This is a genomic window from Paraburkholderia sp. RL17-373-BIF-A (assembly GCF_046030175.1).
In the GTDB taxonomy this organism is placed as follows: Bacteria; Pseudomonadota; Gammaproteobacteria; order Burkholderiales; family Burkholderiaceae; genus Paraburkholderia.
This window is the reverse complement of sequence record NZ_JARESO010000032.1, coordinates 88,498-102,118: the sequence shown is the minus strand read 5'-3', so window position 1 is coordinate 102,118 and position 13,621 is coordinate 88,498. Positions and strand designations below refer to the sequence as shown.

Below are 13,621 nucleotides of genomic sequence, written 5' to 3'. Positions count from 1 at the left end.
AACGCTAATGGACCACTATGAATTCAAGGAAAGGCCAACACCCCAAAGACCATGGGCAAAAAAAACAGCCAATAAGCAGGCAAAAAAATCACTTGCTCAACTTGGAATGCCGCCGAGAATAGCCGAAATAGATAACCATCCCAATGAGCAACCAAACCACAAACGCCACCCAGGTAATCCCCTGAAGGTTAACCATTAAAAACAGACAGGAAGCGACCGCCAAAACCGGCACAACTGGTACCCCAGGACACCGAAACGCCCTCGGCAAATCCGGATGCGTTTTCCGCAAAACCAGCACCGCAATCGACACCATCGAAAACGCGGCCAACGTACCGATATTGATCAACTCAGCCAACACATTCAACGGCACGAGCGCCCCGATCAACCCAAAGAAAATCCCAACGAGCCAGGTCGTAAAAAACGGCGTAGCAAACCGCGGATGCACCTTCGAAAGCCGAGCAGGCAACAACCCATCCCGCGACATCGCAAAAATCACCCGCGTCTGCCCATAAGCCATCACCAGAATCACCGTCAGCATGCCCAGCACGGCGCCGAGGTCGATAAAACCCGCCACCCACTTTTGCCCCGCCACCTGCAACGCATAGGACACCGGGTGCGAAATATTCGCGAACTGCGCCGACGGCACGATGCCGGTGACCACGGCAGCCACTGCCACGTACAACACCGCGCAAACGCCCAGCGACGCAATGATCCCGATCGGCAGATCGCGCTTCGGATCCTTCACCTCTTCCGCCGCGGACGACACCGAATCGAAGCCGATGAACGCGAAGAACATCACCGCCGCCGCACCGAACACGCCGTTCCAGCCGTTCGGCATGAACGGATGCCAGTTGGCCGGCGTCACGTGAAACACGCCCACGCCGATCACCAGCAACACCACGACGACCTTGATCGCGACCATGATGTTGTTGATCCGCGCCGACTCGCGCACGCCGACCGACAACAGCGCGGTGATCGCCATCATCACGAGGAAGGCGGGCAGGTTAAAGAGCGTGTCATGGCCTGGCAACGCGCCCGGCGCGGCCGTCAGCGCGACCGGCAAGGACACGCCGAAGCCCGACAGCAAGGATTGCAGATAACCCGACCAGCCCACCGACACCGCCGAGGTGGCCAGCCCATACTCGAGCATCAAGTCCCAACCGATAATCCACGCGGCCAGTTCGCCAAGCGTCGCATACGAGTAGGTGTAGATCGACCCGGCCACCGGAATCGTCGAGGCGAATTCGGCGTAGGCGAGCGCAGCGAAGCCGCAGGCGACAGCGGCGATCAGGAACGAGATCATCAGCGCCGGGCCGGCCTGCACGGCGCCCGTACCGGTCAGCACAAAAATGCCGGTGCCGATAATGGCGCCTACACCTAGGAAGGTCAGATCGAGCGCACCGAGCGCTTTCTTCAAGCCGGCGTTCTGAGCACTCGCGGCGATCATGTGCTCGACGCTCTTTTTGCGAAACAGGGACATTGGCGGGGTCTCCAGTAGTGCACGCGTGTTGCGCGCCGAATGTCGGGAAACCCGCGATTTTAGCGGATGCATGACCTTGCACCATTTTGGGACGTGCTTTTCAGGGCCGATGCGCCGGGCTGAAAATCCCCGGCAGAGACGATTCCAGCGGCACCTTTGTCCGCCGGACAGGCAATGGCCGCAAGGCTTTAGCTTGATGCGTGGCCAACCGGACGGGAATCGCTCTCTTGCAAATGAGTCGCGGCAAGGCCGAGCTATGCAGCGACACAGAGTCGCGCTGGCGTCGAAGGGACGTCAGCCCGCCATCGCCGGATTCAGATCGATGAGCCGGTTGCTCATCACATAGAACGTCAGCTCGGCGTTATTGCGCAGCTTCATTTTCTCGAGCAGCCGAGTGCGGTAGACGCTGACCGTCTTCACCGACAGCGAGAGCGCCACGGCGATATCCGTCAGCCGCTTGCCCGAGGCGAGCATGCACAACGTCTGATATTCGCGGTCGGAAAGTTTTTCGTGCGGCAACTGTTCGCCGTCGAAGGAAACGTAGTCGGCGAGCGCTTCGGCCATCGCCGGGCTCACGTATTTGCGGCCCGCCGCGACCTGCTTGATCGCGCCGATCATCTGCGCAGCGTCGACGGTTTTCGACAGGTAGCCGGCGGCGCCGGCCTTCAATGCGCGCACGGCGTACTGGTCCTCGCGGTACATCGAGAACATCAGCACGGCCACGCGCGGCGCCTTGCGCTTCAGACGTTTGAGCACTTCGACGCCGTTCATGTCGGGCAGCGAAATGTCCAGCAGCACCACGTCGTAGCTGTGGCGGCCGGCGGCGTCGAGCGCCTCGGCGCCGCTTTGCGCTTCGGTGACTTCGCGCGCCACGCCGCGGTCGAGCAGCAATTGGCGGACGCCCTGGCGAACCACCGCGTGGTCGTCGGCGAGCAGAATGCGCAGACTCATGATGGCGTACTCACGATTGCAGCGCGTGCCGAGCAGCGCGCGGCGCGTGCGCTAGCATCGCGTCCCAGGCAAAGCGCGCGCGCACGAGGGTTCCGCGCGACGCGTTGCCGCTCTCGCCGCGCTCCTGACCGGCGCGCCGTGCGCTCACGCGCAGCGTGCCGTCGAACGCCGCGCAGCGCGCCTGCATGCCACTCAGGCCGAAATGGCCAAGGCGGCTGCGGGCGTTGCGCGTGACGCCGACACCGTCGTCGCTGATGATCAGCGTGAGGTGCCGGCGGCTGGTTTCGATGCGCACGTCCGCCGATTCGGCGCGCGCGTGCTTGGCAATATTGTTCAGCGCTTCCTGCGCGACGCGGAATACGGCCAGCGCGGCGTCGGCGGGCAGGCGCGTCAGACGCACGTCGGCGGCGCACACGAAGCTCGTGCGCAGTTGCGTGCGCGCGGCGAAGTCGCCGGTCCAGTGGGCCAGCGCGCCGACAATGCCGGCCTCGAGCGACGGCGCATGCAGTTCCGCGACAGCCTGACGGCTGGCTTCGCAGACGGCGTCGAGCGACCGGTTCGCCACGGCGAGCGCGGCGGCGCACTGCGGCGGCGCGTCGGCGGGCAGCCAGGTTTCGACGCCGGCGAGCGCGAAACGCGTCGCCGTCAGTTCGGCACCCACGCCATCGTGCAGCTCACGCGCCACATGGCGGCACGCGGCTTCCTGCGCCTGAACCAGCTCGGCCGAGAGTTCGCGCATCCGGGCGCGCAGCCGCGCGAGTTCCCGTTCGGCCGACGAAGCGAGCGCAACGGGCTCGGCCGAGACGGATGCGTCGAATCCGTCACGTGCCGGTGACGATGGAAGCGGGGCGGTGAACGGGACGACAGTCGACGTATCCATGACTTTCCCTCTCAGGAAGCGCTGTGGACAGCGAAGCGGATGCGCATCGGCGGCGCGAAGACGAAAGAACGCATGTGGGTCTCTGGCCTCCAGGTGCAGGCCGTCGCGCTTAGGACGCAACGGCCGAATCGCTACGGTGTGAAGTAACGAAATTTACATTCAGTAACATGGCGGGTGTGCCACGACAGGCGTGTCAATTCGACTGATGATGCGCCGCGATGATATCTCATAAAAAGAAAAAATGCAGTTCCACCAAGGGTTAGCGCCTACATTTCACGCAATGGTTGATGATTTGCAACGCCCGCTTTGTAGGAAGAATACCGACGCACAATGTCAGTCCGGGGACGCCAAATTGTAACTGCGAAAAAAAAGGAGCCCGAAGGCTCCTTTTGCTGATTTCGCGGCGCGGGCCGCGAATTTCGGACCGTGACTTAGCCGACGAAGGCCTTTTCGACCACGTAGTGGCCAGGCGCGTTGTTGCTGCCTTCCTGGAAGCCCGCTTCGTCGAGCAGCTTGCGCGTGTCGCGCAGCATGTGCGGGCTGCCGCAGAGCATGACGCGGTCGTTTTCGAGCGAGAAACCTGGCACGCCGAGGTCGGCGAACAGCTTTTCGGTTTCGATCAGCTCGGTGATACGACCGCGGTTCTGGAACGCTTCGCGCGTGACCGTCGGGTAGTACAGCAGCTTTTCCTGAACCAGCTCGCCCAGATGTTCGTGCGCCGGCAGGTGATCCGTGATGTATTCCTTGTAGGCCAGTTCGTCGACGAAACGACAGGTGTGCGTGAGCACGACGCGCTCGTAGCGGTCGTAGATATCCGGATCTTTGATGATCGACATGAACGGCGCGAGCCCCGTGCCGGTGGACAACAGCCACAGGGTCTTGCCCGGCAGCAGGTTGTCGGCCATCAGCGTGCCGACCGGCTTTTTGCCGATCAGGACTTCGTCGCCGACCTTCAGATGCTGCAAACGCGACGTGAGCGGGCCGTCCTGCACCTTGATGCTCAGGAATTCGAGATGCTCTTCGTAGTTCGCACTCGCGAGGCTGTAGGCGCGGATCAGCGGCTTGCCGTCGACTTCGAGGCCCACCATCGTGAATTGGCCGTTTTCGAAACGGAACGACGGATCGCGCGTGCAGGTGAAGCTGAAAAGCGTATCGGTCCAGTGATGGACGCTCAGGACGGTTTGTGAATTCAGGTTGCTCATGGCTTCTTGGATAGTGCGAAAACAAAGGCGGCCAGTCGTTTTGAGCCGGCCGGCACGGCAAGGGCGATGCTGCGCTAACCCATACGGGAATCACGCGCAATCCGCTATTTTACCGCGCCCGCTGCCTGAGGGCTGCGACGCCGCGGTTGAGCGTGGTGAAGCGGGTTACCGGACCTGGAAGCGTCGGCGCCGGCTGTCTTTGCGATCGGCGCCGCGGAATACGTTGGCGTGGTGCGGCTACGCGCTTCAGCAGGGGTGCGGCGATGGGCGAATGTCGCGCAGGGCGGCTGCCATCGGTTGTCCGGGATGCGCCGGGTAGGCGCGCCGCGCGGGCAACATTTTCAGGATGATACCGAAACCCGCCATGCGCTGCAGCATTGACCCTGCTGATAAAACTGGCAAAAGCGTAATGAACGGTGAGGAAACGGAACGCGGCGAGCTGCGCGGCGTGCGCGCGACGGCGTTTCTATCGGGCCCGTTCTGACCGTGATAGGTTGGTACACAAAGGCATTCGGATGATTGATAAAAACGTCGGAATCCCAGTTTTAGTAAGGATTCTGGCGTTTTCCGCTTTGATTACCTCGATGCTCATGAAAGTGAGCACAAGACCGCCGCGAGCTCTCGCCGCATCGATCGACCGTTCAGCGTGAATCAGCCAGTCACGCCGCAGCCACGACCCGCTTTTTCCCGCGCTGCTTCAGCACGCGAGCCTGCAACACGATCACCAGCAGGAGGAACACGCCTCGAATCACCGACTGCCAATACGCCGACAAGCTGATAAACCCCAGCCCGTTCTCGAAGTTCAGCAGATTGAACACCAGCCCGAGCAACAACACGCCGGCAATCGTCATCGCGATCGAGCCTTCACCGCCCGTAAGCAGCGTGCCGCCAAGCACCACCGCCGAGATCGCGAACAGCTCCCAGCCGACGCCTTCGTTCGGTTGTCCCGCGCCGAACTGCGCGGCGAGGATCACGCCCGCCATGCCGGCGAGCAGGCCGCTCACCGCATAGGCCATCACGAGCGTGCGGTCGACGTTCAGGCCCATCAGCCGCGCGGCTTCCTCGCTGCCGCCGATCGCCAGCGAATGCCGGCCGAAGCGCGTACTGCGCAGCGCGAGCCAGCCGGCTAACGCCGCCACGACAGCGACGAGGCCCGGAATCGGCAGTCCGAACAGATCGCCTTGACCGAAGTTGCCGAAGTTCGAATCGGCGGCAATCGACACCGCATCGTTCTTGCCGAGCAGCAGCGCGACGCCGTGCGCGCAGAGGCTCGTCGCGAGCGTGACGATGAACGGCAGGATTTTCAGGCGCGTGATGATCAATCCGTTCAGCACGCCGACCGCGAGTCCCGCGGCGCATCCTGCCAGCACGGCGACCCAGCCGCCATAGACGCTGGTGAGCGCGGCGACGACACTGGCCAGCGCGGCCACCGTGCCCACCGACAGATCGATGCCGCCCGTGATGATCACGAACGCCATGCCGACCGAGATCAGCGCGAACATCGAGTTGTAGCGCCAGAACGAGGTGATGTTGTACGCCGAGCCGAAATGCTCGTAGCGCACGAGGCCGAATACGACGAGCGCGGCCAGTGCGAGCAGGATAGGAAGATTCTTTTTCATCGCTTCGAGTCCGGAATTTTCTCTGAGGCGCGTGATTTAGCGAGACTTAGCGCGAGCGCCGCTGCACATAAACCGCCGCGACGATGATGCCGGCCTTCACCACCAGCGCCGCCGCGTCGGGAATGCCGTGCGCGAGCAGCGTGTAGCGCAGCAACTGGATGATCAGCGCGCCGATCAGCGTGCCGCCGATATACGCCTTGCCGCCGGTGAGCGCCGTGCCGCCGACGGCGACTGCCGCGATCGCATCGAGCTCGACGCCGAGCCCGACCACGTTCGCATCCGAGGACGAATTCACGGAGATCGAGATCAGCCCCGCCAGCCCCGCGAGCGCAGCGCACAGCGTGTAGGCGATCAGCTTCACCGTGGCCGTCGGCACCCCGCATAGATAGGCGGCCTTTTCGTTGCCGCCGGTGATCAGCAGATACTGGCCGAACAGGGTCTTGCGCACGACCCACACGAATACGGCGACCAGCGCCAGCATCAGCAGCACCTGGAAGGGCACGCCTGCAACCTTGCCCAGCGCGATCCACTGGAACGCGGGCGTGTTGAACGCCTGCAGGCTGCCGTCGGTGACCACTTGCGCGATGCCGCGTCCGGCGATGAACAGCACCAGCGTCGCGACAATCGGCTGCACGGATAACCTCGTCACCAGCAAGCCGTTGAAGACGCCACACAGCGCGGCGGCGAGCACCGGCAGCACGAACGCGAGCGCAATGCCGCCGGGTCCGGCAATGTTCAGGAACAGCATCGGCGCGAGCGCACCGGAGATCGCCATCGACGCGCCCACCGACAGATCGATGCCGCCGGTCGCCACCACCAGCGTCATGCCGATGCCGACGATCACGATCGTCACCACCTGCGTCATGTTGACGTTGAAGGTTTGCAGCGACCAGAAGTGCGGCGTGAAGATCAGATTGAAGAGCACCATCGCGAGCAGGACGATGACTTCCCGCTGCATCGCGAGATGGCGCCATTTACGCACCGTCGTTGCTGGGGCGGCGGGCGGCGCGGCCGTCATCTGCTGGGCGGTTTCGCCGAGCCGCGGCTCGGTATGCAACGATTCCGTGTGCAACTTAAGCGCCATGACGGTCGCCCTCCAACGCGTCTTCGATGTGTGCGGCGTTTGCCGTTTGCGCGGCTTCGGCCAGTTGCGAATGGCCGTCGCTGCCGTAGGCGATGGCGTCCATGATCGCGCTCTCGCTCATGTCGGCGCCGTTCAGTTCGGCGACCGTGCGGCCGTCGCGGATCACCACCGCGCGATCGGCCACGGCGGTCAGCTCCTCCAGTTCGGAGGCGGACAGCAGCACGGCGAGGCCCGCGTCGCGCAACTCGCGCACGATCTTCGCCACATCCGCTTTGGCGCCGACGTCGATGCCGCGCGTCGGTTCGTCGAGCAGCAAGAGCGAAGGCTCGGCTGCGAGCCAACGCGCCAGCAGAACCTTCTGCTGATTGCCGCCCGATAGTTCGCGGATCGGCTGATCGGCGGAACGCAGCTTGATGCCGAGCGACGCAATGAAACGATCGACGATCGCCTGCTGCTTCTTCACGTCGACCACGCCGTTCTTCGCCAGCGTGCGCAGACAGACGAGCGTGAGGTTGTCGCGCACCGAGAGTTCGGGGACGATGCCCTCGGCCTTGCGGTCTTCGGTGAGGTACGCGAGGCCGCGCGCAATTGCGTCCTGTGGCGACTTCAGCGCCACCGTTTCGCCGCCGATCGAGAGCGAGCCTTGCTCCAGCGGATCGGCGCCGAACATCAGCCGCATGGTTTCCGTGCGGCCCGAGCCGAGCAGGCCCGCGAGACCGACTGCTTCGCCCGCATGCACTTCGAGCGAGACGTCGCTCACCTTTGGATGCGCGCTCAGTTGTGTCGCCGCAATCATCTGCTTGCCGCGCCGCGCGAGGTTCGCTTCGCGCGCGTCGGCGTCGTCCTGCACGACGGCGGCGAGCGTGCGGCCGAGCATCGTCGTGACGAGCTGCAGTTTGTCCATGTCTGCCATCGTGCTTTGCGCGACGGTCTGGCCGTCGCGCATCACGGTGACGCGGTCGCACAGCGCATAGAGCTCGTCGAGCCGATGCGACACGAAGATCACCGCGCGGCCGTCGTCGCGCAGCTTGCGCACCACGGTGAAAAGCAACTCCACCTCGCGTTCGTCGAGCGATGAAGTGGACTCGTCCATGATGACCATCTTCGCATCCGACGACACCGCGCGCGCAAGCGCCACCATCTGCTGGATGGCGGTCGAATACCGGCCGACCGGTTTCTTCACATCGATCTGCAAACCGAATGATTCGAGCAGTGCGGCGGCGCGTTGCTGCACCGCGCGCCAGTCGATCAAGCCGAACCGGCGCGGCTCGCGGCCGAGGAAAATGTTCTCCGCCACCGAGCGGAACGGGACCAGATTGATCTCCTGATAGATCGTGCTGATGCCGGCTTCGCGCGCTTGCTTGGGCGTGCGGAAATCGACCTCGCGGCCTTCGAAGCGCACGCTTCCCGAGCCGCGCCGATACGCGCCGGTCAGGATCTTGATCATGGTCGATTTGCCCGCGCCGTTCTGGCCGATCAGCGCATGCACTTCGCCGGCGGCGACGCTCAGATTGGCGGCGCGCAACGCGGGTACGCCGCCGAAGCTGATGCCAATGTCCTGCATCTCGAGCAGCGGCGAACGGGTAAGGGGAGAGTGTGGCGTCTCTTTGCCGGATTCCGTCACGGGTGTCCTCCTGATGCGTGTGCTGCCTGATTTGCCGCGTGCGCGCCATGCATTGCACGTGCGAGCCGGTGCGGCCTTTCGTTCGGGCTCAGATGCGGGCGGTGTCGCCGGACCATGTTACGCCGCATAAAAGCGAAGCGACGGCTCGTGCTGCCACGAACGCGTCGCTCCGAACCCTTCCCGCCGCCCGCCCCCCGAGGAGACAGATTCGGGGCGGGGACGTCCTGCAAAGCAATCCCCGGACCCCCGATGTTTCAAACAGAACTTACTTCGGGCGGGGCGACTTCCTTCTTCGGGGCGCCGCCGGAGCGCGTGGACGCTCTGCTACAGCGCAGCGCTCAAACTTCAAGACCGCGCATACAGCGGCGCTTAGCCATCAATAGCCGTACTGCATGTTCTGCTGCACGTTGCTCTTGTCGTAGAACTTGTCGGACACCTTGACCCACGTCGGGATCTTTTCGCCCTTCGCGTAACGCTGTGCGACGTCGCAGGCGAGCGGGCCGAAGAACGGGCTCGACTGCACGCTCGCGCCGAGTTCGCCGGCCGCGATCGCGTCCATGCCGCCCTTGGTGCCGTCGATCGTGACGATCTGGATGTCCTTGCCCGGCTGCTTGCCGGCAGCCTTGATCGCGGCGATCGCGCCGAGCGCCATTTCGTCGTTGTGCGCGTAGACGGCGGTCACGTCCGGATGCGCCTGCAGCAGCGTTTCCATGACCTGGCGGCCCTTGTCGCGCGCGAAGTCGCCGCTTTGCGACGCGATGATCGTCATGCCCGGATTCTTCGCGATGATCTCGTCGAAGCCCTTCTTGCGATCGTTCGCGGCGGACGCGCCGGTGGTGCCTTCGAGTTCGATGATCTTCGCCTTGCCCCCAGTCGCCTTGACGAGCCAGTCAGCGGCGCGATGGCCCTGATCGATGAAGTCCGAACCGATGAAGGTGATGTAGTCGCGGCCCGCCTTGGCGACCGATTGATCGACGTCGCGGTCGACCAGGATGACCGGAATGCCGGCCTTTTTGGCTTGCAGCACGACCGGTGCAAGCGGCTTTTCTTCGCGCGGCGGGAACACCAGCAGATCGACGTGCTGCGCGATCATGTTCTGGATGTCCGATACCTGCTTGGAGTTCGAGCTGTTGGCGTCGGTCATGACCAACTGCCAGCCGCACTTCGCGGCGATGTCCTTGAAGCTCTTGGTTTCCGCCAGACGCCACGGATTGTTGCTTTCGGTCTGCGCGAAGCCGACCTTCAGCGGAGTCTTGCTGGATAACTTCGGCAGCGCGTCGTCGGCGTGCGCGGCGGCGACACCGAAACCGATTGCCAGAGCCAGCAGCGAACCCGCCAGCGGACGAATCTGCTGCTTGCGCACGTGACTGCGCGACTGCGTGTTGAGCGACGCCATGTCTTCCTCCAGTACCTGGTGAGGTAGGTGTATTTGCTTTTAATTTCTCCTGCCGGCCGGCGTTGATCTGCCCCACCGGACGTGCCGATTATTCCATCCTGAATTATTATCGGTCAATCACTAATAATATTAATTATTGGCTTTTTTGCCTCGGTAATTACCCTGACCGAACCGCGTTCGACGAGCGGACCGTCGAGTTTGACCATGCGATGCCGAACCGGCGCGCCGGCGGCACGGTTGTGTTCTTCCTGCAGCAAGGTCTCAACGGCCCAGCGCCCCAATTCGTAGTTCGGCAGCACGACCGTCGAGAGTGGCGGATGCGTGTGGCGGGCAATTTCCTGGTCGTCGTAGCCGAGCACCGAGACGTCTTCGGGCACGCGCAGGCCGAGTTGCTTCAGCGCTTCGATCGCGCCGATGGCGGTGAGGTCGTTCGCGCAGAAAATCGCGGTCGGCGGATTGGGTTCGCGCATCAGCGAGAGCGTCAGTTCGAAGCCGAGACCCGAGCTCCAGTCGCCGTCGCGCACCATTTCCGGCGCGTAGGGCAGGTCGGCGGTCGCGAGCGCGGTGCGGTAGCCTTTGAGGCGATCCTTCGAGGCATCCTGCCAGGGCTCGCCGTTGATATAGCCGATCCGCCGATGTCCGGCTTGCAGCAGATAGTCGGTCGCCAGATGGCCGCCGGCCACTTCGGCGGGCACCACCGAAGAAAACCCGCCTTCGCCCGTATAGCAGTTCAGCAGCACGGTCGGCACCTGTGACAGCGCCGTCGGCGGCGTCACCTTGCGCGTATAGACGGTCGCGTAAATCACGCCGAACACATGCGGATTCGACAGCGTGGTGTCCAGCACCTGCTTCTCGATGTCGGCGTTGCCGTGCGTCGAATAGACCGCCAGCATCTTGCCGCTTGCGTAGGCCGCATCGCGTGCGCCGTCGATGTTTACGACCGGATGCGGACTGGTGGAAATTTCGTCGGCGAGATAGACGATCAGATTGCGTTCATCGGCCGAGGCCGACACCGGCTCGCGCAGCGACAGCCGGTAGCCGAGGTCGTGCGCGGCCTTCAGCACCTTGTTGCGGGTAGTCTCCGAGAACTTCGCGCCGGTCGCGTTGTTCAGCACCAGCGAGACAGTCGATTGCGACACGCCAGTGAGCTTGGCGATGTCGGTCATGGTCGGACGGCGTTGAGTCGATTTTTTCATTGTGCGGGCCGCTGCAGCGGCGCTAAAGCTGGGGCATGCCGTGGGCATCTCGGTGCTTGACGGTACCACTAATAATATGCGCGCGGCAACGCGCGCTAACCCGTCATTTGGGAGAGCTTCATCGCCGTTTGCACGACCTCAGGCCTGCAATTTATTACTAATAATATTGACGACTGCGCTTTGGCGTGCGATTCTCGGTCGCGCGGATTCTGACAGTCCGCCGGCCACGCGTTGTGCGCGGCACGTCATAGGAGACACCGATGCGCGTTCATGCCGCCATCCGCCTGAGGCCCCGACTTTTCTGACCATGCGCGACGTTTCCTTGAATTCGATCCGCCCGCTCGCGACCGGGCTCATGTGGCTCGATGATCCCGCGGTCGTGGCCACGGTCGTCACGCTCTCGGCCGGCGCGCTGCGTGCCGTGATTGCGCCCGAAGTGGGCGGCGCGCTGGCGGCGTTCTACGAGACGACGCCCAACGGCCCGCTGCATTGGCTGCGGCCGGCCGTGCCGGCGGCCTTCGCTGAACGCGATCCGCTGCGCATGGCGAGCTTTCCGCTCTTTCCCTACTGCAACCGGATTCGCGACGCGCGTTTCGACTTCGACGGCCGCACGATCGATCTCGCCGGCAGCGACACGCGTTTCGGCCATGCGCTGCATGGGAATGCGTGGCGGCATCCCTGGCAAGTCGGGGCACGCACGGAAAGCTCGGTCGAACTGCACTTCGAACATGAACCGGATTCGCGCGTACCCGGCGACTGGCCGTTTCGCTATTGCGCGCGGCAGCGTATCGAGTTGAGCGGCGGCGCATTGCACATTACGCTGTCGGCGCAAAACCTGGCCGGGCAGCCGATGCCGTTCGGCATGGGGCATCACCCGTACTATCCGCGCACTGCGCAGACTCGCGTGTACGCCGACGTGGCAGCCATGTGGCACGCCGACGCCGAGGTATTGCCGACGCATCTCGGCCCGCATCCCGCTGTGACCGCGTTGCGCGAAGGCATGTCGCCGGACGCTTTCGATCTCGATAACAACTTTGCGAACTGGTCGCGCGAGGCGACCATTGCGTGGCCCGACGAACACCGTCGACTGACGATGACCGCCGATGCGCCGTTCGATCACATGGTGATATTCGCGCCGGCCAACGATGCGCAACTGTGCGTGGAACCGGTGACGAACACCACCGATTGTTTCAACGCGGTCGGCATGCGTGAGCACGTGGGCGGCTGCGTGTTGCAGCCGGGCGAGGAGATCGCCGCGACGCTGAAATGGACGCCGCACAAGGACTAATATGCGGCGCCTGTGGTTTGCTCTGCGTCTATTCGACCCGCAAGCGAGCCATGTACGGTAGGTGATCCGAGAGCCACGCGGTTTCTTGCGTCGGCTGGATCCATTCGATCGGCTTCATGCCGCGCACGAACATCTTGTCGAGCGCGAGTGCGGGTGAGAAAGCCGGAAAGGTGCGGCCGGACTCGCCGAGCAGCGTGGCCACTTCTTGCAAACCATGCTCGCCGAACAGCGGCACGGAATCGTTGCGCCAGTCGTTGAAGTCGCCGGCCAGCACCAGCGGACCTTCAGGCGCTTCCTTTGCGATCCAGTGCGCGATCCAGTTCATCTGACGCAAGCGGGCCGAACGCGTGAGCGCAAGATGCGCGCACAGCAGCGTGACCGAGTGACCGCCGAAGGTGGCTCGCGCCACCAGCAAACCGCGCTTTTCGAAGCGATGCGCGGAGATGTCCCAGCGTCCGCCGAGATCGAGCGGATGCGGCGACAGGATCGCATTGCCATGCCGCCACGACGGTTTGAAAACATTCGGTCCGAGCGCGATTTCGAGTTCGAGCGCGCGCGCGATTTCGGTGGCCTGACAATGCCAGACGTCGCTCAACGGATCGGAGAGCGGCGCGCCGAAACTGCTTGCCAGCACCGGCGACGGCATGCGCCGCGCCATCGCTTCCTGTAAAAAATAGGCGTCCGCGTGGGTCGATTGCACCCAGCGTTGCATGGCTTGCCAGGCCTGAAAGCCGAGCGGTGTACGGCCTTTATGCAGGTTCCAGCTCACCGCAACGAAATCCTTGGGCGCTACGCTCTCGCGGATCAATTCTTCGGGGTTTCGCATGCCGCGTTGTCCACGTGTTCTGGTTGGGGGCGTCGGTTAGTCGCGTGCTGTTTGCGCATTCTCTTGCGTGTTCTT

Annotated in this window: 11 protein-coding genes; 1 reads left to right on the top strand and 10 read right to left on the bottom strand. The window is 63.5% G+C overall.

The window, feature by feature from the left end:
- Positions 1-88: 88 nt before the first annotated feature.
- The 9 genes from bcaP to P0D80_RS31595 all read right to left on the bottom strand — a co-directional run bounded on the left by bcaP (position 89) and on the right by P0D80_RS31595 (position 11,402).
- Positions 89-1,480 (bottom strand): branched-chain amino acid transporter BcaP, encoded by a 1,392-nt coding sequence (gene bcaP / locus P0D80_RS31635; RefSeq protein WP_408289784.1) that lies wholly within the window; start codon positions 1,478-1,480, stop codon positions 89-91.
- A 294-nt stretch (positions 1,481-1,774) separates the two neighbouring features.
- Positions 1,775-2,431, bottom strand: coding sequence for a response regulator transcription factor RqpR (gene rqpR, locus P0D80_RS31630; RefSeq protein WP_408180392.1), 657 nt, complete (start codon positions 2,429-2,431; stop codon positions 1,775-1,777).
- Between the two features lie 10 nt (positions 2,432-2,441).
- The gene (locus P0D80_RS31625) at positions 2,442-3,311 is read right to left on the bottom strand and encodes a sensor histidine kinase (protein WP_408289782.1); all 870 of its coding nucleotides are present in this window, start codon (positions 3,309-3,311) and stop codon (positions 2,442-2,444) included.
- A gap of 431 nt (positions 3,312-3,742) precedes the next feature.
- Positions 3,743-4,513, bottom strand: coding sequence for a ferredoxin--NADP reductase (locus tag P0D80_RS31620; RefSeq protein WP_408180394.1), 771 nt, complete (start codon positions 4,511-4,513; stop codon positions 3,743-3,745).
- 659 nt (positions 4,514-5,172) lie between these two features.
- Positions 5,173-6,132, bottom strand: coding sequence for an ABC transporter permease (locus P0D80_RS31615; protein WP_408289779.1), 960 nt, complete (start codon positions 6,130-6,132; stop codon positions 5,173-5,175).
- Positions 6,133-6,178: 46 nt separating this feature from the next.
- Positions 6,179-7,216 carry an ABC transporter permease gene (locus P0D80_RS31610; RefSeq protein WP_408248592.1) on the bottom strand — a complete coding sequence of 346 codons (1,038 nt, stop codon included), beginning with the start codon at positions 7,214-7,216 and terminating at the stop codon, positions 6,179-6,181.
- Entirely contained in the window at positions 7,206-8,780 is a 1,575-nt protein-coding gene (locus tag P0D80_RS31605) for a sugar ABC transporter ATP-binding protein (protein WP_408180462.1), read from the bottom strand. The genes P0D80_RS31610 and P0D80_RS31605 overlap by 11 nt, the downstream gene beginning before the upstream one ends.
- Positions 8,781-9,216: 436 nt before the next feature.
- On the bottom strand, positions 9,217-10,236 hold the full coding sequence (locus P0D80_RS31600; protein ID WP_132376360.1) for an ABC transporter substrate-binding protein: 1,020 nt from the start codon (positions 10,234-10,236) through the stop codon (positions 9,217-9,219).
- A 113-nt stretch (positions 10,237-10,349) separates the two neighbouring features.
- Entirely contained in the window at positions 10,350-11,402 is a 1,053-nt protein-coding gene (locus P0D80_RS31595; protein WP_132377006.1) for a LacI family DNA-binding transcriptional regulator, read from the bottom strand.
- Positions 11,403-11,739: 337 nt separating this feature from the next.
- Here P0D80_RS31595 and P0D80_RS31590 point away from each other — a divergent pair, with 337 nt between their 5' ends.
- The gene (locus tag P0D80_RS31590) at positions 11,740-12,720 is read left to right on the top strand and encodes an aldose 1-epimerase (protein WP_408289776.1); all 981 of its coding nucleotides are present in this window, start codon (positions 11,740-11,742) and stop codon (positions 12,718-12,720) included.
- 28 nt (positions 12,721-12,748) lie between these two features.
- Here P0D80_RS31590 and P0D80_RS31585 read toward each other — a convergent pair whose 3' ends face one another.
- The gene (locus tag P0D80_RS31585) at positions 12,749-13,546 is read right to left on the bottom strand and encodes an endonuclease/exonuclease/phosphatase family protein (RefSeq protein WP_408180397.1); all 798 of its coding nucleotides are present in this window, start codon (positions 13,544-13,546) and stop codon (positions 12,749-12,751) included.
- Between the last annotated feature and the right edge of the window lie 75 nt (positions 13,547-13,621).